We start from the raw sequence: 20,557 nt of genomic DNA, 5'->3' as shown, positions 1-20,557 counted from the left end.
TCCGCCATCCCGACACCCACTTTCCTCAAACTCACAACGTCGCTAACCCATTAGGAAATAGGAAATCAGAATCGCTATGAAAACCCCTTTGACTGAAGCCATCTCTGCTGCCGACTTGCGCGGTTCCTACCTGAGCAACACCGAAATGCAAGGGATCTTTGGCCGTTTCGATCGCGCCAAAGCCGGACTCGAAGCTGCTCGCGCCTTTGCCAAAAACGGACAAAGCTGGTCGGAAGCTGCCGCCGAGCACGTGTACAAAAAATTCCCTTACACCACCCAAATGGAAGGCTCTCAATACGCCTCCACCCCCGAAGGGAAATCCAAGTGCGTGCGCGACATCAACAACTACTTGCGCGTCGTCAGCTACTGCTGCGTCGTCGGCGGAACCGGACCGTTAGATGAATACGTCCTGGCTGGCGTCAAAGAATTCAACGCCGCTCTCGGCTTGTCTCCGAGCTGGTACGTCGCCGCTCTCGAATTCGTCCGCGACAACCACGGTCTCAGTGGTGACGTCGCCGGGGAAGTCAACATCTACCTCAACTACGCGATTAACGCTCTGAGCTAAATCGGCATACCGATTCGGGTTGGCGGTCGATCGTTGCCGGGTCATCCCCCCGAACGGTTGAGCGCCGACCGCATTCGTTCAGACCGCCATCGTTCAAAGGAGCTTTCGCATCAATGAGTACGTTAGTTGAATCCCGGCTCGGACTCGATTCGATCGTGGATAGCCGGGTCGAACTGCGACCCAACTACACGGAAGACGAGTTGCAATTGGTCTTTCGGACCGCTTACCAGCAAGTATTCGGGCGCCAGGGAGTTTATGCTTCCTCGGAATTTACCAGCCTCGAATCCCTGCTGCGTAACGGTAAAATTAATGTCCGTCAATTCATCCGGGCGTTGGCCAAATCGGACTTTTATAAAGAGTACTTTTTCCACAGTAACTATCACGTTCGCTTCATCGAGCTGAACTACAAACATTTACTGGGACGTTCTCCTTACGATCAGTCCGAGATCCAACATCACCTCGATCTCTACAACGCCAAAGGCTACGACGCCGATATCGATGCTTATATCGATTCGCCGGAGTACGACCAAGCCTTCGGCGATAACGTGGTTCCTTACTATCGCGACATTCAGTCCCATCCGGGGATGAGAATGGTGGGTTATCCGCGCTTGTTCGAGCTGTATCGCGGTGCGGGGAACAGCGATAACGCCCAAGTCGGCGGCAAAAATTCGCGGGTACAGAAGAAAGTGGCGCTCAACTTGAGCAATTCGATTCGTATGCCGTCTTCGGCCCAAAGCGATCGGGTGGATTACGCGCCGAGTCGGACGTTCCGGGGAACCGTGCTGCAAGAAGGTGGAGTTTACCGGATTGAGGTACTGGTTGGCGCTGGCACCGGGCCGCGCGTGCGCCGCAGCAAGCGGACGTATACCGTACCTTACGATCGCTTCTCCACTACCTACCAAGAGATCCACCGTCGCGGTGGCAAAATCATCAATATCGAACCTGTATAAGGTGGGGTAACGCCCCGAGATCGGCGAGCGGGTTGCCAGTTGTCGGCCAACAACTGGCAACCTTTTCGAGCTAGTTTTAAGAACTTATTTTGAATTGAACTGATGAGTGCTACGTCTTCTCCTCCCCAACCGATCGCCTCTCCTGAAGCGGCGATCGCCGCCTTAAAGTGCGATGACAATCAAATTCGCTACTATGCCGCTTGGTGGTTGGGCAAACATCAAGTAAAATCCGCCTATCCGGCTTTATGTGAGGCGCTCGAAGATGAGGACTATCGCACGGCTCAAGGGGGCTATCCCTTGCGAAGACAAGCCGCGCGGGCCTTGGGACAGTTGAAAGCCTCGGAAGCGGTGGAAGCCCTGGTCGAGGCGTTGGCGTGCGAGGGCGACCCGCAACTGAAAGAAGCGGCGATTCAAGCGTTGGGGGCGATCGCCGACCCGCGCGCGGTGACGCCGTTGGTGGCGCTGCTCGATCGCGGCGGGGAGCAACCTTACGAAGCGCTGATCGAAGCCTTGGCGAGCCTGCAAGTGTGGTCTGTGAGTGAGAGAATTGAAACTTTTTTGAGCCATCCATCGGAACGGGTTCAATGTGCGGCAGCCCGCTATTTATTTTTAAAAACGAAAGATTCTCACTATTTACAACGTATTATTGCCAATCTCGACCACGAAAATCCATACTTGCGCTGGGCGGCAGCGTTCGATCTCGGGGCGATCGCCCACGTGGAAGCGGCGCAGGCGATCGTCGAGGCGAAGGTCGCGAATAGTTTGAAGTTATTGAATTTGAAGCGGATTCTCGAAGCGGCGCTCAAACATTCGCCGGAAGATCCCGAAGCCATGGCCAGCCATCGGCAAAAATGCCGGGTGTTGATGAAGGCGATCGATAATTTATTGATTCAAGTATAAAACCTAAAACCTCCAGCAGATATAAGTATAAAAATGACTGTAGCGGATTCGAGCTTGAAAGATCGGTTGACGCGACTCGATCGCGCCATCACCCCGCCAGAACGGATAGCGGCGATCGCGGAGTTGGTCGAGGGGGTGAAGAACGACCCCGGAACGGCAGTGGACGAGGCGATCGCGGCGTTAATCGCACAATTGGAACAACATCATCCGGGGGTCGCTAAAGCTGCCGTCGATGGGTTAGTCGAGGTCGGCGCCGAGAGTGTGGAAGGGGCGATCGCCGCCTATCACCGTTGCATCGATCAAATGGTGCAAGCCTATCTGATTCAAGGGTTAGCCCGGATTGGCGATCCGAGGGCGATCGATCTGCTCGTCGAAGTCGTCGGCGTCGAAATGGCCAACCACTGCCAGGGAAACGTCCGCCGGGTGGCGGCGAGAGGTCTCGGACAAGTTGGATGTAACAGCGACGATCCGGCGATCGTGGGAGCGGCGATCGATAAATTAACCTGGGCGTTAATGTATACGGAAGATTGGGCCTTGCGTTACGCCGCTTGCGTGTCTCTCAGTGAAATTGGCACCGATAAAGCGGCTGGGGCATTGCACGAGGCGATCGCGCGGGAACGAGATCCGGTGGTGGTGGCGCGCCTTCGCGAGGCGATCGCCCCTGCGGGATAAGTCCCACATGAAAGCGCGGCCAAAATAGCCGCACGATCCTTAGATTTGGTAGGGGCGCTGGCCAGCGCCCCTACCTCTTGTATCATTTTTGTACAACCTTGAAACAGCTTTAGCGATTGGATGCCGTCGCATTGACTGCCGTAGATAACTCTATTAAAGCAGCATGAATCGCCAAAAACTCCGCAGGCGGATCGTTGAGAAACTCCACGTTACTTTGATTGACCATCGAGTTAAACGCTTCCACCGCCGCAACCAATTGAGTCGGGCTAATATTCTTTTGAGCCAACAAACCGCGCAACTTCCTGGCTAAATCCCGCGCTACACCACTCGGGGGACCGCCTGCAGTTCCGGTTAACGCTTCCGTAATCGCTTGGATGCTGGCCTCAACTTGGGCGCTATTGGTAGAAGACAGTAATGTTTGAATCGTCTGTTGGGTGCTGGCGGGGATACTTTCACCCCCGGAACCGGAAAAACTCCCCGAACTCAATTCAGAACTGACACTCACCCCAGCACTATCCACTGCCGTTTGTGAAGTCGAACCGCCTTGAAAGACCGTTTCGACGCCGCCGCCACCCGTGACAGCTTGGGTTCCTACGCTATCTCCCGTGGAAGGAATCGGACCGCCAGACACATCATCGCCACCATCGGAAGAAGAAGAGGAGGAAGACGAAGAGGACGATTCAACGCCGGAGGTTTCGGCGCCCGTTGTGGTCTGAGTCGCTTCGGTTCCAGTATCGACGGGAGTCGTGTCAGTTCCCGTATCGATGGGGGTCGTATCCGTTCCCGGATCTACCGTGGTATCGACGGGAGTCGTGTCAGTCCCGGTATCGATAGGGGCCGTATCCGTTCCCGGATCTACCGTGGTATCGGTAACGACTGGATCGCCAGTCGTTACGGTTGGATCCGTTGTGGTGGGCTCTGTAACCGTTGGTTCGACAGGTGCACTGACCTGTGGGGTCGTTTCTGTCGTGGGGGTAATTTCCGGTTCGACGACCGGAGTTTCCGCTTCCAGAGGTTGGATCTCTGGAGGAGCTTCGATGGTTGGGGGTTGAACCGTGGGAATGTCCGAACCATTGGTTTGGGCGATCGCCCCAGATGGGGACAACAAGAGGGCGACAGCGCTCAAACTGCCTCCCAAGGTCGAAATTAAGAGCAGGTCTTGGATAGATTTCATCGTGATTCTCTCGTACTGTCAGGGTCTCTTGTTCTGCTTTGTGTTAAAACGGCAGTTGATATCCGTAGCCGACACCGAGAATAAAGCGGGCGCCATCTCCAGCATTGCCTGTAATATCGGTCACGGCGGGGGTAATGACTAAAGGAATGCTGCGGAAGGGAACGAAAGACGCGCCTAATGTGAGGTCTTGTCCGGTCCAGTCGGCAATCAGAGACATCGGTCGCAGGACGCGAACGCCGACACTACCGAAGACATTGACCGATCCTTCGTCGTTGCGAAAGTCGTCTTCGGAACGGAAGCGACCGCCGCCGACACCGACGGACATGGTGATCGAACTGAAGGGTTCGGCGGGACTTTCTTTGAGGCGAAACAGTTTGCTGACGACGCCGTAGCCACTGGTTCCCGCATCGGTGGATCCCCAGACGATCGCATTTTCGACGCCACCTGCGATCGCAAAACCATTAGGTAACAGGCGGTGAACTTTGAAACTGACACTGCCGCGTTCCCCCGCATCGTCGCCGAGCAAACTGAGAACGGAAACAGTGACTTCGACGCCGATGTTTTCGCGGGAGTTACCCAAGCCAAACCCGGCAGAAACGGTTCCGTCCACTTCGTCGGTGTAGCGAGTTCGGCCTTGAAAACCTGTAGCGACAAACGCGCGACCGAAATTCGTGCCGAAGGCTGTGGGACTGCCAGAGCTCGATCCCGGTGCGGCGCCGCCAATTCCGGTGGGAATCAGTTGCACTTGGGGTTCGGGGTCGATTAAAAACCTTTGCCGTAAGGCGGCGAGATCTTGCGTTTGTGTGGGTCGTTCTGGAGAGGGATCCGTATCGGCGATCGCCCCTTCATAGCGAACCACATAGCGCGAGGCGGTTTCCGCTTCACTCAGGGGAGGCATCAACCCGGTTTGAACTAAAGCTTGATAGAGAAAAGCCGCCACCTCAGCCCGGGTCGCTGCTTCGTTAGGATTGAGCGTGTTGCTGTCGGGATAGTTGACGACTAAACCCGTTTCCGTCGCGGCGGCAATTTGACTCCGCGCAAAATTAGGAATTTCTGCAGCATCGTCAAAGGTATTGCTCAAAATAGTTTCGATCGGATCTTCTGGATCGAGATCTAACCCGGTCGCTAGGGATACTAATGCCTCGACGCGCGGGATATTTTGATTGGGTCTGAAAAGTTGATTGGGATAGCCTTCCATGAACCCGATTTCATAAGCATCCCGTACCGCGTTATACCCCCAATAGTCCGTGGGAACGTCGTTGAAGGCGATCGCATCGCGGACTTTGGCGACGGGGAAGGCTTTGCGCAGAGTCGCCGCATATTCGGCACGGATAATTGGAAGATCGGGGCGGAAGGTACCGTCTGGAAAGCCGACGACGATTTCTCTCGCCGCGAGAGCTTCGATAAACGTCTGGGCCCAGTGGTTTTGAATGTCGGGGAAGGTGACGCGCTGGGCGAGAATTGAGCCGTCGGCGGTAGGACTGATGGGGTTCACCCGATCGCCTGTTTCTACGATCTCTTGTAAGTCAAAGCGGTCGCGATCGCCCGAATCCCCATTATTGAGAGCCGTTAGGGATCGACTCGGCGTTCCCAACTGCTCAGCCGACGAGGCGATCGCCCGTTCTCCCGGCGCCGGGGTTTCTGTGAGGGATTCTGGAGGCGGCGCCACTGTCAGAGGGCGAATTCGATCCCATTGAGTGGTTTCCCCCGCCTCACTTTCGCTTTGTAAGTTGTCGAGAACCCCTCGATCTTGGGTCGATAAAGCGATCGCGTCCTCCCGAGCAGTTGAATGTTCTAAGGCTTGTTCCGGGGAAAGGTTATCGAAGGCGATCGCGCGATCGCACAATAGCGGACCGAACAGGGAAATTACACTTAAAATTAAATAGCGATAACGCCACAAACCGAAGCGTTCGCCTTCAATACGATCGCGGTTTTTCCAAATTTTCATACCACTCCTCACCGTAAGCAATTTAAGAGATTGCGATCGCCCGTGCGACCCCCCAATTTTAAGACCGTTAAATCTAGTTATCTCGAACCCCAAACAAACAATTAATCCACCTTTCAATCCCCCCTATTCAGCTTTTATGTTTTTATAAAAATAAATCTTACTTGGGTCGCGATCGCCGCTTTGTTAATTTTCTTCACAAAAAAAATAAGGCTTTTCTATTTAAGCTGTTAAATGTTAAAATTAAGCCCGTAACTTCAATGAAAACATCATCAATTTGTGCTTTCATACTGCCCACTTTTTTGCAAAGATATATTTAGAAATCCAAAAACAAACAGCTTAGTTAGAGTTAGCTCTACTCTCTAGAAAATCTACCAACTTTTGACGTAAAGCAACAATATTTTGTTTATTGTCTGCATCATCTGGAATCATTTCCAAGGCGCGATCGTAAGCTTGCAAAGCTTCGTCATATTTTCGCCAATACGTATAAGTCAGCGCTTTTCCATACCAAGCTTGATAAAAATTAGGATTCATTTCTAAGGCGCGATCGTAACCCATTAAAGCTTGAGTAATCATCCCCCTACGCCACATACGATTTGCATAATTTGCCCAGTCAACTGATGTAGAACTACCAGATTCTAAAGACGTCAATTCTTCAAACTGTTGCACAAAGGAAATACCGACCTCAACATTCGCTTTTTGAACATCTGGTGGCGTCGTACTTTCTTGCCAATCTACCTCAATGCCAGCTTGAGGAGCTAACTCGAAGAACATTTTGATAGGAATTGAAGCACTAAATCCAATTGGCAGGAAAAGGGTTTTTTCTTCACCGTACTCTTCAATTTCTTCCTTCTCATTCATTCCATGAACGGCAATTACTTGACCCTTGGAGTCAAACACTGGACCGCCACTGACTCCCCCATAAGTTAAACTCGTATAAACCAAGTCATACCCCAACTCGATAGGGAAAATTTTAAGTAAATTCATAATATCTTTAGGAAGCACTTTTCCCACACTGAAAAAGTATTCTCGTTTAGGGAAATAGCGGTTGGGGGCGGGCCATCCGGACGCAAAAACATATTGTTCGTCGATTAATGGATAATTCCCTAATGTAGCCAGCTTATAATTACGATTACTCGTGAATTCGAGTACCGCTAAATCGACATCTGGCAATTTTTTAATGGTTCGATTATCGACTTCATAACTTTTCCCATCGTGAGTAACAATTTTTAAGTCATTAGAATTTTCACAAACGGGATTTTGGTCGCCACAGACCACGTGATTGGCAGTTAAAACCGTGTATGTATTGCCTTCTCTCGCAATAATCGATCCCGAACCATTCGCTTTTTCTCGTTCACCCAAATAGTTCACCCATTCGGCGGGAATTAAGACCGTGACTTCTTCGGCGATCTCCTGTACTTCTTCGGGAGTTAAAGCAGCAATCGGCTTGGGGGCGGCGATCGCAAAAAGAGTTCCTATCACGAAAACATTGAGGATCGATGCTAATTTCATGGCTAAAAATATCCTCTCTTCTAAGAAAAAGAGCGAAATCGATCTCAAATTTTAATTGTCAATTTGAATTCAACTTCGCCCTAATGTTACAGGTGAGGTGTCAGGGACATAAACAACATAACAATAACAGGTGAAACACCCTGAAATAAAAATAAAGCTTGTCTCGAATAAAAAACTGGGAAAAGCTAAGTTAATTCATGTTCGATCGCGAGTTTTACGACACGATTAAATCCCTAAATTAGCGATCTAAACAACTTAACTTTCCCCTATGGCTTAATTATCGACAAACCACAAACTTTCTTCGGGTTGGAGTCGTTGTGCAAACTCGGACAAAGGGGCGCGAACTTGTGGAACTCGACGTCCGGAAGATTCGCCAACTGCTCGTCCTGAGCCAGTTACACTAAAAGTAACTAAGCGTCGTACGACTTCTTCGGGATTTCTTGCATTTTCCCGACTGAGGGTAAATAGCATGTTATTCGAGCTACAACTCGACGACATACTATCAACCAAACAGACAACTAATTGTCGCTGAACGGGGCCGACAGTAAAGACTAAATTATCGAGCGTTCCGCCATTGCGATCGACCACTTCGTTAATTCGTTGGGTGACAATTTGACAGCGCCGTTCTGGAGTTAATTCCGGGCCTAAATCCGTGCGTGTCCAGGTAATCATCGGTTGAGGAATGGTGGCATTTCCCCGTTGAGCAACCGTGGCATATCCAGCACCACTTTCTACGCAACTAAACATTGCTTTAGAGTTATTGCTGCTAGAAATAGCACTAGAATTGGTCGGTTGTGAATTACTTGGATTGCTAGCCTGTACGGTTTGAGGAGCATTCGCCAACATGCTATCGCCTTGGCCGTTAGCGCGCATGGTATTTTGACCGAGACTGGGTTGGGCATTGGCGATCGCAATGAGACCATATTGTTGGTTATTTTCGATCGTATTTCCCGAGATACTCGGACGGGAATCTTGGGTGGCAATAATTCCCGCACGATTGCTGCGAATTTGGTTGTTAGTAATAACCGGAGCGGAACTTCCACCAACCGCAATCCCAAATCCGGTATTTTCAAACAGATTTCCTTGAATTTGTCCGGTGGCTCGGCGGGCAAGGGATATGCCATTACCGCCATTATTAATAAAGCGATTGTTCTCGATGCGTGGCGCGCCCGTTCCGGTCACAAAAACCCCTTCCCGGTGGTTATTGGTAAAGGTATTGTTGCGAATCACGGGTTGGGTACTTTCCACCCAAATCCCCGTCCCTCGTGTATTCGGGTTGCTAATCGTAATCCCGACAATTTCACTGTTATCTGCCGCAACGATGGTCACGTTCTGACGGGCGAAGGTTTGGCTGTTGTAGTTACCGCCGCCGACAATGGTAACCCCTTGTCCTTGTTGGCTTTCGTTCCCTCGCAGGCTCACTCCAGGCTTGAGGGTGAGCGGAAAGCTTTCGTTGGTATACTGCCCAGGCGCCAGTTCGATAACCGTTCCGGGGGTCGCTTGTTGCAGGGCTGCGGTAATGGTCGTGAGCGGTGTGACTTGGGTTTTGACCCCATTGGCGATCGCTTTAGCGGGGTTGGGGTTCACATAGAGAACTCGTTGTTCCCCCGGCGCCCCCTGTTGAGAGAATGCCTCAGATTCAGAACCCGAGGGACTCTGAGCCTGTACGGACTTCAACGTGAGCGGGATGCTATTGGCAGCAAAAGCGATCGCCACGACTGTCACCAAAGAAGTAGGCAAGAATCGAAGCTTCATTGTTTATTAGATTTCAGGAAAAATAAAGATTTACGCAGTCGGTCGAAATGTTCGATCGGAGTATAGCATTCTTCTTTTTAAAACAGAACGTTCCCGATTGATTTCGGCGGTAAAAATATATGAATTTTTATAAATCAGTTAGACTTAAACCTATGGTCTCTGTATTTTCCCCGATATGGCATCTTGTTTCCGATCGCCGTGAGATTGGAAAATCGATCTAAGTTTAGATTTAAAAGCTTCAAAAGGAGATCGGCACCGATCGAGAACCATCCTGCAAGCAAATCTCGATCTCAGAAGCGATCGCCCATTTCGATCGGCCTTGTATCGATCGCCGCCAAAAGTAGTGTTATCAACAAAAATTAATCGCTTTGACCGGAACAATACCCCGGCGCCGCGATCGCCGTGATCCAAGGGTACCGGAAATGCCGATAATAGAATCGATATCTATTCCCTCTGAATATCAATGGTTCAATACACCCTCGCCGAATCTCCCGAAATCATCCTGACCGTTCCGGGAAGAGATTCCGCTAAAGCTCGCGCGAAAGCAATGGATCGCTTGGTCGAACTGATGGACGCGGGAGAGTTACCCACCAAACTCGCCGACGGCTTTAGTCCCGAACGATTTATCGAAGTCAAAGAACCCAAAATCGAACCCGATCCTGACGAAGCCGTCACCGAAGCGGTTCAGATTCTCAGTAGTCTGGTGACGCTCAAAGAAAAACTCGATTCGTCGCGGACTGAAGCGCTCAAAGTCCGCCAGCAAATCGATTTACTCTTTGAAGACGAGCCGATAAGTGAAGAAGATATTGCCAGTCTCAAAGACGGTTTTAAAGTTCTCAAATCCTTTGCTCAAGCGAATCAGCGTTATAAAGCGGCTAGAGAACAAGCGCAAGAGGCGCGCCAGATCCTCGATCGCGCCTTAAACTCTTCATCTGGTGAATAGTCGGGCGGGTTTTTACTTCGATCTCGTCAAGAAAACCCCCCGAATCCCCCTGAAAAAGGGGGAATTGTATTTCACAAATTTGTTAAATTTTATGCTCGAAACCTTGGTCAACGATCCATTTTTCTACCCCTTGATGACGGGTCATTTTGTAATGTCCGCAGTGGCGATCGCCCTGGCCAAATCCAAAGGATTTGACTTGCTCGTTTGGATTCCCCTCGCCGCGATTGGCGGCACCTTCGCCGTGGCGATCGCCCTATTCAAGCCGAAGCGAACCGCCCAATAAAAATCACCCAACCATAACAAACGCCGTCGGTTGCTAACTCCAATCCAACCGACGGCGATCGCTCAATTCAAATTCAGAATAAATTCACGAAAAAACCAGAAAAGTGAACTACCGCTATTGAATCAAAGATTACAATAGCGGCTTCCCTCTTCACTGGGGACTGCGCTAGATAGAACTGAAGTTCTACCACCTCGTCTTACATCCCCTCCAAGGGCAGTAGAGCGAGTTCCTAACTCTAATATCCGTAAGCCTTCATTTTTGAGATTGATGGCGGCATTGATATCCCTGTCATGATGGGTTTGGCAATGTTCGCAAGTCCAGCTTCTCGCATCAAGAGACAAGCTTTTGATTTGATTGAGACATACATGGCAGGTTTTAGAAGAAGGAAAAAATCGATCGACTTCTAGATAAACTTTTCCTTCTGATTCAGCCTTGTACTTTAACATCGTACAAAACATTCCCCAACCGACATCACTAATCGCTTTGGCGAGTTTGTGATGGCGAACCATGCCTTTAACATTGAGATTCTCGACCACAATCACTTGGTTTTCGTTCACTATCTTACGGGATAGCTTGTGGAGAAAATCTTCACGACAGCGACTTATTTTGGCGTGAATCTTGGCAACTTTTACCCGCGATTTATTGCGGTTGTTGCTGCCTTTCCTTTTTCGAGCGTGTTTTTGCTGTTTTCTTTTGAGGTTTCGCGCGTGTTTATTAAAATGCTTGGGATTATTATATTTCGACCCCTCACTGGTAATCGCAAAATCGGTCAGCCCTAAATCAATGCCAATGGCTTTTCCTTCAGTTGAGAGAAGGGGAGGTTCTTTTTTACCCTCTACCAAAACTGAAGCATAATATTTACCATCTGGATTTTTGGAGAGGGTTACAGTTTTGATTTTTCCCTCAAAACTTCGATGCTGACGACAACGCACTAACCCAACTTTAGGCAGTTTGATGTAATTTCCCTCAAACTTAACATTTTGAGGATAACTGATAGATTGCCTTCCCTGCTTGGATTTGAATCGGGGTAATTTTGCCCGGTTCTCAAAGAAGTTTCGATAAGCGGTTGATAAGTTCAACGCCACGACTTGCAAGCATTGGGAATAGACATCTTCTTTAAGCCAAGGGTATTCCTTTTTGAGGGCAGGTAATAATCCCTGAAGATAACCCCTCGATCGACCTTTTCCGGTCGATCGATAAGTCTCTTGGCACAAATTTAACGCATAGTTCCAATACCAACGACAGCAACCAAAGCTCTTGGCTAAAGTCGCTTGTTGCTCGTGGGTTGGATAGATGCGGTATTTGTACGCCTTGAACATTATCGCCGATATAGCCAGACGATCGGATTATCACTGATTTGCCGAAGAGTCGCTTTCATCCCACGATTCACCTTCGGTAGAATCGGGGAATTCCCGCTCCCATTGTTAAATACCCGCCCCATCTAAAAACTGTTGAATTTCGCGGTCTTGGAGGCGACAATTGGGAGCGCGGGAGAACTCGACAGCAGCATCGTGAGGGGCGATCGCGCCGACCAGCACTTTCGGTTTCTGTTGGATCTGTTCGACTTGCTGTTCTAACATTTCGATGCGATCGAGCAGCGCCCGAATGGCGACCGCTTCCGAATCCGGAAGTTGTCCGTGTTCCAAAGGATTGACTCGCACCCCGGAACGATAAACGATGCGCCCCGGAATGCCGACCACCGTACAATCGGACGGGACATCGCGCAACACCACCGATCCCGCACCGATGCGCACGTTATTCCCAATTTGAATATTCCCTAACACCTTCGCCCCAGCGCCGACCACGACGCATTCACCGAGGGTCGGATGACGTTTGCCCGTTTCTTTCCCGGTTCCACCGAGGGTAACGCCCTGATAAATCAGGGAATAATCGCCGACGATCGCCGTTTCCCCGATCACCACACCCATACCATGATCGATAAACACCCCCCGACCGATTTGGGCGCCGGGGTGAATCTCAATTCCAGTAATAAATCGGCTCAAATGGGACATCAAACGGGGAATGAAGGGAAGGCCCAGATGGTGGAGCCAATGAGCGATGCGGTGAAATAGCAGCGCTTGCAGTCCTGGATAGCAGAAGAGAACTTCTAACCAGTTGCGGGCGGCTGGATCGCGATCGAAAACGATCCGGAAGTCAGTTACGAGGGTACTCAGCACGCTTTTTGACCACTTTCGGCAGATAAGTCAATTTCTATCTTATCGTTCTCGTTGCCCTTGCCAACCACTGCAAATTGAAGAAGCGATCGCCTCGGGCGTCACCAAAGCCCTCAATTGCGCGCGACGGAAAGGGTATAGCTATGACGCGCCCCAGAGTCGATCGAACCGACCCAAACTTTATAACTGCCAGAGGGCCACTGACCGTCTGCAACGCTCGCATCGCGACTCGATCCAGTGTCGTCCCCACACAGTAACGATCCGTCTGGGGCTTCAACGATCAAAGTCGTATCCGAACCGCCACTATCGACGGCGACGGTGAGATTGCGAAAATCCGCTTGCAATTCGAGAATATGATCCGGTGTGGGGTCGCCAAAACCCAAACAGGGGTTACCGAGGCGATCGCGCTTGCCGACCACGGCGGGAAGGGAGGTAGACCCTCCGGTTTGTCCGGAAACGATCGCCGAACTGGGGCTGAACCCTCGCGCTAAGGTCAGGCGATCGAAATTGGCCTGTTCGGCTAAAACGGGTAAACTGCCCAGAACGATCGCAGTCCCGAGAATGAAAACAGTACGGTGAATGGATTCGATCCGATGATGTAACCTCATGGCGATCGACCTCCTGAATAGGGGTGTGAAGTGAGCAAACTGGAAACCGTCCCGCGATCCGCCCGATCGCTCGCGAAGCTGACGCGGGGACTGATTCCACTTTTATTTTGGCCGACAACCAAGGGTCTAAACTAAACGAGAGTGGCACTTTTGAAAACTGTCACGAGAAAACTTACCCGAAAACAGGCGATCCGTCTCCGGCGTCCCCCGGCGATCGCGCGAGCCATGCCAAAATTGTTGAGTTATTAAACGTTTTGCCATGATTGTTAGCGCCATTTTTACGTTTATCGGTTGGTTATTAACTCAACTGTTAGTCATCCAACCGATCGCCTTTCTCCATGCCCTGCATCTTCCCCAATGGTTAGGGTGGGGGGCGATCGCGCTATTTTTAGTGTGGTGTTTGGATGATTGAGCTGGGGAAGGTTAAGAGGCAGTTGGGAGAAGCAAAAGGCGCAAAGTAAACAGCAGAAATCAGCCAATCTAAAATCTAAAATCTAAAATCTAAAGAGGTTCGGACTCGATGAATTGGTGGCAAAGATTTAAAAAGAATTCTCTAGCTCGATTTGGAGCGATCTTATTATTAGTGTTCTACTTAACGGCGATCGCCGCCGAATTCGTCGCCCCTTACGATCCCATCGTTTCGCAACCGGACGGATCCCTGCTGCCACCGACTCAAATTTACTGGCGCGACCAAAAGACGGGAGCATTTCTCGGACCGCATATTTATCCCACTCGGCAAGGGGCAATCGACTTAGAAACGGGCGATCGTGAATTAATTCAAGACTTCGATCGCCCCTCTCAATTAGGTCTGTTCGTCAAAGGACCCGAATACACCTTTTTGAGAATTCGTCTCCCGTGGCCCGAGGAGATTTCCTGGTCTTCCCCAGGCCCCGCCGAGAAAGAGTCCGACGCCAATCCCGGGGAAGCCAGCGCGCCGAGTCCCCCGACAACCCCCGAAGCTACGGACGAAGCCACCGAAGACCCTGCAGCACAACAGAAATTTTCAATTTGGCCGCAGATTAAATGGGGTGATGTCGAAGTGTTTGGGGGCATTCCGGGCGATCGCCACCTGTTCGGCAGCCTCGGCGAAGCTCACTTTAACCTTCTCGGTACCGACGATCAAGCCCGCGACCAATTCAGCCGTTTAGTCTATGGCGGACGCATCAGCCTCTTTATCGGCTTAGTCGGCATTTCCATTTCTTTTCCCCTCGGGATGCTCGTCGGCGGGATTTCCGGCTATTTCGGCGGACTGGTCGATAGCGTCCTCATGCGCTTAGTCGAAGTGCTGATGACCATTCCCGGGATTTACCTCCTCGTCGTCCTCGCCGGGGTTTTGCCCCCGGGATTGAGTAGCGCCCAACGCTTCTTACTGATTGTCTTAATTACCTCCTTCATTCGCTGGGCCGGACTGGCGCGGGTGATTCGCGGACAAGTCCTTTCGATTAAAGAACGGGAATTCGTACAAGCCGCACGGGCGATGGGCGCCAAACCCTTTTACATCATCGTCCGTCACGTCCTCCCTCAAACCGCCACCTACATCATCATTGCCGCCACCTTATCCGTCCCCGGCTTTATCGTCGCCGAATCCGTTCTCAGTTTGATCGGTTTGGGGATTCAACAGCCCGATGCCTCTTGGGGAAATATGCTCTCTCTGGCCACCAACGCCTCGATTTTGCTGCAACAACCTTGGTTGGTGTGGCCCCCAGCTTTATTAATTATTCTGACCGTTTTAGCGTTTAATTTGCTCGGTGACGGTCTGCGCGATGCCCTCGATCCTCGGAGTTTGCAGCGCTAGATCCGACTAAATCCTCCGTCGGGGTCGCTTCGACGGCGGGATTGTGGAAAAAACTGCCCGTTTGGGGCGGCAACGTCGGATCTAGGACAATTTCGAGCAAGCTTTTCACCACTCCGGTGAGGGGAATGGCCAAAATCACGCCGAGTAACCCGGCGACCCGGGCGCCCAAGAGGAGAGAGGCAAAAATAATGACCGGGGAGAGTCCGGTCAAGTTGCCCATAATCCGAGGGGCGATCAGGTTATCTTTGACTTGTTGTAAAGCGACGGCAACCGCTAGCACTTCTAGGGCCAGCCACCAATCGAGGAAGGCGACGACTATGCAGACGGCGCCAATGCCGAGGGTGGCGCCGACGAACGGAATGACTTCCATCAAGCCGATAAAGACGGCAAATAAGAGGAAAAAAGGGACTTTTAACAACCAAAAGCCGACGGTGAGGGTAACGGCCATAAATAGGCCGAGGAGGAGTTGTCCGGTGACGAATTTCTGAAGGTTACGCTGGAGAGATTCGGTGAGATTTTGGCGGATGTTGGGGGAGACCATGGCGGTGAGGGTTCCCCAAACGCGATCGCCGTCGATCAGCATGTAGAAGGAAATGACTAAGATTAAAATGAGGTCGAGAAACCAACTGAAGGTTCCCATCACTAAGCCTAACCCTCGCGCGGCGATCGCCTGAACTTGCCCTTCGATGCGCGAGACGAGTTGCTGTTCTAAAATACCGACGTCGAAAGGTAAATTATGCGTCGCACTCCAGGCTTGAAATTCGGCGAGTTGTTGTTGTCCCGATTGAAATAAAGAGGGTAAGTTATTGACTAATTGTCGGGCTTGGTTGAAGACCGGAGGAACTACGGTCAGCGCGATAAAAACGACGACCAATCCCGCCGTCAAATAAACGGCGATCGCCGCGAGGGGACGCGGAACGATCTTTTGCAGTTTAATCACTGCATAATTGAGTAAAAAGGCGATCAACCCGGCAGTGACGAGAATCGCGATCACTTCGCCTACATAACTGAGGGCGTTGAGGGTTGCCCATCCCGTCAGCAGGATTAACAACCAAGTAATTAAAGACTGTTGGAGGGGCGAAAAAACTCGATTCATGATGTCAGTTTGCGGGCTGTTTCTCTGCAACAATCGGGCAAACGGAGGGGGTGGCGATCGCCCCTCACTCTAGCAACTTTCAATTTCTTCCGGTACCAACTTGCCGTCCGATTCGCTACCCCACGGCAACCACAGGTAAATCGGGGGATGCTCGATGAGGGCGACACATACCGTCCCCCCTCGATTCCCAACCCTTTGAATTTGATTTGACTGAATTTAAGAAGACAACTATTCTTCTACAGGTTTTTCATGTTCGACCACAAACACGTTGGAGTATAAATTAGCGACAACTTGTTTTCCTTGTTGGGTCAACATTAAATAGCTGAGCGAATCTTTCACGTAAGGATAAACCCCGTGCCAATAAAATTTGGGATAGTTTTTGCGTAAATCTCCCGGATGTCGATATCCCAGGGCTTTATTGGTTCCTGTTTCTTCAAATTCGTAGAATAAAGCACCGATTTTTTTGAGATAACGCGGGTCGCTCAATTGTCCGATCAAATCTGCCGCGCGCACCAATCCGGGATAGCGAACGGTATCTTGATGGTCTTCCGCTTTGGGAACGGGAAAACGAGTCAGTTCGATATTGCGTTTGATCGTTTCCGCGTCGATCAATTTGTGACCGCCGAAGCGTTCCTCGATAAACAGTTTGGCCCGGTCTACATGGTAAGGGGTCAGACCCGCATCGGAGGAACCCGGAGGGAGGGGAATCATCTGACCGTTTTTCCCGGTCGCATAGAGTCCGTCGTGGTCTTGACGACAAACCCCTTTGACATAGCCGATGTCGTGACAGACCAGAGAAATAATGTAATGCAGCCAGTCTTCGCAGGAAACGCCGCCTTCGCGGATGTGTTTCCCTCGTAAAATCTCCTGCCCGACAAGCGTGACCAAGATGGTATGTTCGACATTGTGATAGAGGGCGTCGCTGTTGGCGATATTTTCCAGCGCCATGCTTCCGGCCCAAGCAATGATGTCTTCATAATCCGGCTTATACCCCCCATAGGTTCGATGATAGCCGTCTCTGAGCCGTTGAACAAAAGCGTCAATCAGAATTTCAGTAGCATTCAACATAGCTTGGTTGCTCGCTCGTGCGCAATTGCAAATCTCGGGGACGTGCAGGAGTGGCAGATGCTCCTTCTTTATCTTTAACATCCTCACCGCCGAAGGAAGGACGGTGATTCCTAAACCTCGCGATTTAGATTCGGAGCTTCTGTCCCTGACGGGTTTTTCGCAGTAGGGGGGGTTCGCGAACCCCCCCTACTGTAACGGGATGTCCCACCGCCAAAAGATTCTGTGCGGCGTTGATGTCGCAATTGTAAACTGTCCCACAGTTGGGACAAGTCCACTCTCTGACACTCAACGGCATCGAATCAGCTTTGTGTCCGCAGCTCGAACACAGTTTACTGCTCGGAAACCATTTGTCTACCTTGACGAGAGTTCGTCCATACCACTGGCATTTATAGTCCAGTTGGTTAACCAACTCTCCCCACGCACAATCGGAAATGTGTTTGGCAAGTTTGTGATTTCTTACCATCCCTAACCCCCCTTATTAAGGGGGGTTAGGGGGGATTCCACGACGATGGTTTGGTTTTCACTCACCAAGCGGGTTGTCAGTTTGTGCAGGCAGTCACTCCGAGCGTCTTTGATTTGTTCGTGAATTTTAGCAACTTTGCGACGCGCTTTTTCTCGATTCCGAGAACCCTTCCTCTTACGAGACAGGGATTTGTGGGCGCGTCTCAGGCATCCCCTCCAACCCCCCTTGGTAAGGGGTTCAAAGGGGGGTTGACGAGGATTGTCTACCTTTTCACCATCGCTAGTGATGGTGAGGTGGGCGATTCCCACATCGACACCGACACTTTTATCGGACTGGGGAAGCGGTTGGATGGTATCGTCGTCTACCAAGATGAAGATGTGCCAACATCCCGAGGGTTCGAGTCGTACCGTGACGGTAGAGGGTTCTGCACCCTTGGGACGTTGACGACTCCATCGGATGTTGAGGGCTTCTTGGCTTTTTGCCAAACACAGAGAACCGCCTCGCCATCTCCCCTTCGCCCCCCTTGGGAAGGGGGGATGTCGCACGCAGCCTAGAGTCCGCCGCAAGAGGGACTCTTGTTCGTAATTGGGATAGAAGCGATATCGGAACGCTCGAAGTGTCATGAAAGGCAGTTTAATCCTCTGTGCCCATTTTACGGTCAAGCCGCCCTTGAAGGGCGGGGTTTTCAACCCAAAATTTTTGATAAAGCATCCTGGCTCGTTTTGTCATACAGCGCGTTAGCTCCGCAACGCCAAAGGCGGATCGCCACCGTTGACTTGGCGCCGACCTGCCGAGATTCGATCGGCGATCGCCCCCTGGAAAAAGCCTACCTTCTCCCTTTGCCTTTAGAACGCTGGAGATTACAATTAAAACAACGAAACATTTTTTAATGTTTCTTTGCGCGACGTTAACAATTGTCTGTAGAGCTGGGGTAGACTTTCGTGACCAAATCAGCTTTCTCCGAACCGGAAGACCTCGAACCGATCGCCGTCCCCGTAGACGATCCGGCGTCGGATCCCGACGAAGAGGGGAGCGAGTCGAGACCTCCAACGGCATCGGGGGGGAGTAAATGGCGAGGAATCGCGATCGGCATCGGCATCGGCATCGCGACCACCTTGGGAGGGATCCAAATCCTCTCGCAAGTCAACTCGACGGCCCAGGAGACTCCGGCGCCCGCAGAAATGGCCCCGACGGAGACTGAGGCGCAAGCGACCCAAACGGTGAGCGTGGCGACGGTGGAAGCGACGACGATCGCGCGGACCTTCAACGCGACGGGAACGGTCAACGCTTACGATATGTTACCGATTCTGCCCCAAGCCACGGGCTTGCAAATTCAAGAAGTTTTAGTCGATGAAGGCGATTACGTCGAACGCGGGCAAGTCTTGGCGATTTTAGACGATGCGGTGCTGCAGTCGGAAATCGATCGGGCCGAAGCTCAAGTCGAAGCCCAGCAAGCGATGCTCGGCGAACGCCAGGCGGCGATCGCCCAAGCGGAAGCCGCCGTCCAACAAGCGATCGCCGCCCGCGCCGAAGCTGCCGCCGCCGAAGAAAATGCCCGCGCCGGACAACTCGAAGCCGAAGCCGCCCGGGAACAGGCGATCGCCAATCTCGCCCGCGCCAAAGCCGACCTCGCCCAAGCCGAACGGGAAGGCGATCGCTACCAAACCCTCGCCGACGAAGGCGCCGTCAGCCAACAAGAACTCGAAGTCCGACGCACCGCCGCTCAAAACGCCCGCGAAGCCGTCCGCGTCGCCGAAGCGAACCTTCGCAGCGCCGACGCCAAAATCGCCAGCGCCAGCGCCCAAGTCGAAAGCGCCCGCGCCCGCCTCAAAAGCGCCGACGCCAACGTCAGCATCGCCAGCGCCCAAGTCGAAAGCGCCCGCGCCACCGCCAGCAGCGCCACCGCCAGCGTCCGCAACGATCGCGCCCGAGTCGAACAAGTCAAAACCCAAATCGACCAAACCGTGGTGCGTGCCCCCGCCGACGGCATCATTGCCGAACGGATCGCCCGGGTCGGCGACGTCACCAGTGGGTCGCAAAAACTGTTCTCGATCGTCAATCGCGGCGAACTCGAACTGCATCTCGAGATCGCGGAAACCCAACTGCCCCAAGTGAGAATCGGCAGCGCCGTCAACGTCACCTCCGACGCCGACCCGCGCATTAAAGTCCGGGGAACCGTGCGCGAAATCGCGCCCCTGGTCAACGCCGACAGTCGTCAAGCCACCGTCAAAGTCAGTTTGCCCGCCAGCGACCTGCTGCGCCCGGGGATGTTCCTGCGCGGCGCGATCGCCACGGGGACAATCCAAGCCCTCAGCGTTCCCGCCGAAGCCGTTTTACCGCAAAGCGACAAGCGGTCGATCGTCTATCTGCTCAATCCCGACGAGACTGTCAGCGCCCAAACCGTGGAGGTCGGCGAACTGGTTGCCGGGTCGAAATTAAACGTCAACGAAGCCCAAGTCGAAATTAAATCGGGCTTGGGACTCGGCGATCGCGTCGTGGTCGAAGGTGCGACCTACGTCAAAGACGGCGATCGCGTTCGGATCGTGGGGAGTGGGGAATAGGGAGTCGGGACGTGGGAACCTCGGCGCGCTGCTGAGGGCGAATCTCTCACCTCCGACCTTTAATACCTAACCGACGATCGCCCCCGATCTCAA

20 protein-coding genes and 1 pseudogene are annotated in these 20,557 nt (G+C 52.0%); 9 read left to right on the top strand and 12 right to left on the bottom strand.

Annotation, left to right across the window (positions count from 1 at the left end):
• Positions 1-76 precede the first annotated feature (76 nt).
• The 4 genes from JJD41_RS04625 (at position 77) to JJD41_RS04610 (ending at position 3,087) form a co-directional block, all read left to right on the top strand.
• Positions 77-565 carry a globin family protein gene (locus JJD41_RS04625; protein ID WP_200664917.1) on the top strand — a complete coding sequence of 163 codons (489 nt, stop codon included), beginning with the start codon at positions 77-79 and terminating at the stop codon, positions 563-565.
• Positions 566-678: 113 nt separating this feature from the next.
• Positions 679-1,515: a phycobilisome rod-core linker polypeptide gene (locus JJD41_RS04620; RefSeq protein WP_200664916.1), complete on the top strand. Its 837-nt coding sequence runs from the start codon at positions 679-681 to the stop codon at positions 1,513-1,515.
• 102 nt (positions 1,516-1,617) lie between these two features.
• Positions 1,618-2,415, top strand: a complete 798-nt coding sequence (locus JJD41_RS04615) for a HEAT repeat domain-containing protein (protein ID WP_200664915.1) — start codon at positions 1,618-1,620, stop codon at positions 2,413-2,415.
• Between the two features lie 33 nt (positions 2,416-2,448).
• A complete protein-coding gene (locus JJD41_RS04610) occupies positions 2,449-3,087 on the top strand; it encodes a HEAT repeat domain-containing protein (RefSeq protein WP_200664914.1) in 639 nt (212 codons plus the stop codon).
• A gap of 109 nt (positions 3,088-3,196) precedes the next feature.
• Here the strand turns inward: JJD41_RS04610 and JJD41_RS04605 are convergent, their stop codons facing one another.
• From JJD41_RS04605 to JJD41_RS04590, 4 genes are all read right to left on the bottom strand, one after another.
• Entirely contained in the window at positions 3,197-4,261 is a 1,065-nt protein-coding gene (locus JJD41_RS04605; protein WP_200664913.1) for a hypothetical protein, read from the bottom strand.
• Positions 4,262-4,304: 43 nt separating this feature from the next.
• Complete coding sequence (locus JJD41_RS04600) at positions 4,305-6,209, bottom strand: S-layer homology domain-containing protein (RefSeq protein WP_200664912.1); 1,905 nt, start codon at positions 6,207-6,209, stop codon at positions 4,305-4,307.
• Between the two features lie 336 nt (positions 6,210-6,545).
• Positions 6,546-7,718 (bottom strand): tetratricopeptide repeat-containing S1 family peptidase, encoded by a 1,173-nt coding sequence (locus JJD41_RS04595; RefSeq protein ID WP_200664911.1) that lies wholly within the window; start codon positions 7,716-7,718, stop codon positions 6,546-6,548.
• Between the two features lie 273 nt (positions 7,719-7,991).
• A complete protein-coding gene (locus JJD41_RS04590; RefSeq protein WP_234488512.1) occupies positions 7,992-9,458 on the bottom strand; it encodes a DUF1565 domain-containing protein in 1,467 nt (488 codons plus the stop codon).
• A 478-nt stretch (positions 9,459-9,936) separates the two neighbouring features.
• On the opposite strand from JJD41_RS04590, the gene JJD41_RS04585 reads away from it, so the two are divergent.
• Complete coding sequence (locus JJD41_RS04585) at positions 9,937-10,416, top strand: hypothetical protein (protein ID WP_168568972.1); 480 nt, start codon at positions 9,937-9,939, stop codon at positions 10,414-10,416.
• A 91-nt stretch (positions 10,417-10,507) separates the two neighbouring features.
• Positions 10,508-10,699 (top strand): hypothetical protein, encoded by a 192-nt coding sequence (locus JJD41_RS04580; RefSeq protein WP_200664909.1) that lies wholly within the window; start codon positions 10,508-10,510, stop codon positions 10,697-10,699.
• 122 nt (positions 10,700-10,821) lie between these two features.
• Here JJD41_RS04580 and JJD41_RS04575 read toward each other — a convergent pair whose 3' ends face one another.
• The 3 genes from JJD41_RS04575 to JJD41_RS04565 all read right to left on the bottom strand — a co-directional run bounded on the left by JJD41_RS04575 (position 10,822) and on the right by JJD41_RS04565 (position 13,481).
• Positions 10,822-12,018 carry an RNA-guided endonuclease InsQ/TnpB family protein gene (locus tag JJD41_RS04575; protein ID WP_200664908.1) on the bottom strand — a complete coding sequence of 399 codons (1,197 nt, stop codon included), beginning with the start codon at positions 12,016-12,018 and terminating at the stop codon, positions 10,822-10,824.
• A 105-nt stretch (positions 12,019-12,123) separates the two neighbouring features.
• Entirely contained in the window at positions 12,124-12,876 is a 753-nt protein-coding gene (gene cysE, locus JJD41_RS04570) for a serine O-acetyltransferase (protein WP_200664907.1), read from the bottom strand.
• 110 nt (positions 12,877-12,986) lie between these two features.
• On the bottom strand, positions 12,987-13,481 hold the full coding sequence (locus JJD41_RS04565; RefSeq protein ID WP_234488511.1) for a hypothetical protein: 495 nt from the start codon (positions 13,479-13,481) through the stop codon (positions 12,987-12,989).
• Between the two features lie 259 nt (positions 13,482-13,740).
• Between JJD41_RS04565 and JJD41_RS04560 the strand changes: the two genes are divergently transcribed.
• Both JJD41_RS04560 and JJD41_RS24640 read left to right on the top strand, forming a co-directional pair.
• Positions 13,741-13,893: a hypothetical protein gene (locus JJD41_RS04560; RefSeq protein WP_168568969.1), complete on the top strand. Its 153-nt coding sequence runs from the start codon at positions 13,741-13,743 to the stop codon at positions 13,891-13,893.
• 108 nt (positions 13,894-14,001) lie between these two features.
• The gene (locus tag JJD41_RS24640; protein ID WP_234488510.1) at positions 14,002-15,276 is read left to right on the top strand and encodes an ABC transporter permease; all 1,275 of its coding nucleotides are present in this window, start codon (positions 14,002-14,004) and stop codon (positions 15,274-15,276) included.
• Here the strand turns inward: JJD41_RS24640 and JJD41_RS04545 are convergent.
• The 5 genes and pseudogenes from JJD41_RS04545 to JJD41_RS25620 form a co-directional block, all read right to left on the bottom strand.
• Entirely contained in the window at positions 15,218-16,372 is a 1,155-nt protein-coding gene (locus JJD41_RS04545; protein WP_200664906.1) for an AI-2E family transporter, read from the bottom strand. The genes JJD41_RS24640 and JJD41_RS04545 overlap by 59 nt on opposite strands.
• A gap of 228 nt (positions 16,373-16,600) precedes the next feature.
• Positions 16,601-17,440, bottom strand: a complete 840-nt coding sequence (locus tag JJD41_RS04540; RefSeq protein WP_200664905.1) for an Npun_R2479 family HD domain-containing metalloprotein — start codon at positions 17,438-17,440, stop codon at positions 16,601-16,603.
• 124 nt (positions 17,441-17,564) lie between these two features.
• Positions 17,565-17,903: an RNA-guided endonuclease TnpB family protein gene (locus JJD41_RS25630; RefSeq protein WP_370583724.1), complete on the bottom strand. Its 339-nt coding sequence runs from the start codon at positions 17,901-17,903 to the stop codon at positions 17,565-17,567.
• A 2-nt stretch (positions 17,904-17,905) separates the two neighbouring features.
• On the bottom strand, positions 17,906-18,388 hold the full coding sequence (locus JJD41_RS25625) for an RNA-guided endonuclease InsQ/TnpB family protein (protein WP_370583819.1): 483 nt from the start codon (positions 18,386-18,388) through the stop codon (positions 17,906-17,908).
• Between the two features lie 90 nt (positions 18,389-18,478).
• Positions 18,479-18,526, bottom strand: a pseudogene (locus JJD41_RS25620) (helix-turn-helix domain-containing protein); the annotation flags it as partial.
• Positions 18,527-18,844: 318 nt separating this feature from the next.
• On the opposite strand from JJD41_RS25620, the gene JJD41_RS04530 reads away from it, so the two are divergent.
• Positions 18,845-20,464 carry an efflux RND transporter periplasmic adaptor subunit gene (locus tag JJD41_RS04530; protein WP_200664904.1) on the top strand — a complete coding sequence of 540 codons (1,620 nt, stop codon included), beginning with the start codon at positions 18,845-18,847 and terminating at the stop codon, positions 20,462-20,464.
• Positions 20,465-20,557: the final 93 nt, after the last annotated feature.

The organism is Oxynema mangrovii CENA135 (assembly GCF_016632315.1).
In the GTDB taxonomy this organism is placed as follows: domain Bacteria; phylum Cyanobacteriota; class Cyanobacteriia; order Cyanobacteriales; family Laspinemataceae; genus Oxynema; species Oxynema aestuarii.
This window is presented reverse-complemented; position numbering and strand designations above follow the sequence as displayed.

Coding starts and splice junctions, on each gene's coding strand:
- JJD41_RS04620 (WP_200664916.1), top strand. CDS start 679: ATGAGTACGTTAGTTGAATCCCGGCTCGGACTCGATTCGATCGTGGAT.
- JJD41_RS25630 (WP_370583724.1), bottom strand. CDS start 17,903: ATGGTAAGAAATCACAAACTTGCCAAACACATTTCCGATTGTGCGTGG.
- JJD41_RS04610 (WP_200664914.1), top strand. CDS start 2,449: ATGACTGTAGCGGATTCGAGCTTGAAAGATCGGTTGACGCGACTCGAT.
- JJD41_RS04565 (WP_234488511.1), bottom strand. CDS start 13,481: ATGAGGTTACATCATCGGATCGAATCCATTCACCGTACTGTTTTCATT.
- JJD41_RS04580 (WP_200664909.1), top strand. CDS start 10,508: ATGCTCGAAACCTTGGTCAACGATCCATTTTTCTACCCCTTGATGACG.
- JJD41_RS04600 (WP_200664912.1), bottom strand. CDS start 6,209: ATGAAAATTTGGAAAAACCGCGATCGTATTGAAGGCGAACGCTTCGGT.
- JJD41_RS04575 (WP_200664908.1), bottom strand. CDS start 12,018: ATGTTCAAGGCGTACAAATACCGCATCTATCCAACCCACGAGCAACAA.
- JJD41_RS04615 (WP_200664915.1), top strand. CDS start 1,618: ATGAGTGCTACGTCTTCTCCTCCCCAACCGATCGCCTCTCCTGAAGCG.
- JJD41_RS04540 (WP_200664905.1), bottom strand. CDS start 17,440: ATGTTGAATGCTACTGAAATTCTGATTGACGCTTTTGTTCAACGGCTC.
- JJD41_RS04595 (WP_200664911.1), bottom strand. CDS start 7,718: ATGAAATTAGCATCGATCCTCAATGTTTTCGTGATAGGAACTCTTTTT.
- JJD41_RS04625 (WP_200664917.1), top strand. CDS start 77: ATGAAAACCCCTTTGACTGAAGCCATCTCTGCTGCCGACTTGCGCGGT.
- JJD41_RS04585 (WP_168568972.1), top strand. CDS start 9,937: ATGGTTCAATACACCCTCGCCGAATCTCCCGAAATCATCCTGACCGTT.
- JJD41_RS04605 (WP_200664913.1), bottom strand. CDS start 4,261: ATGAAATCTATCCAAGACCTGCTCTTAATTTCGACCTTGGGAGGCAGT.
- JJD41_RS24640 (WP_234488510.1), top strand. CDS start 14,002: ATGAATTGGTGGCAAAGATTTAAAAAGAATTCTCTAGCTCGATTTGGA.
- JJD41_RS04560 (WP_168568969.1), top strand. CDS start 13,741: ATGATTGTTAGCGCCATTTTTACGTTTATCGGTTGGTTATTAACTCAA.
- JJD41_RS04545 (WP_200664906.1), bottom strand. CDS start 16,372: ATGAATCGAGTTTTTTCGCCCCTCCAACAGTCTTTAATTACTTGGTTG.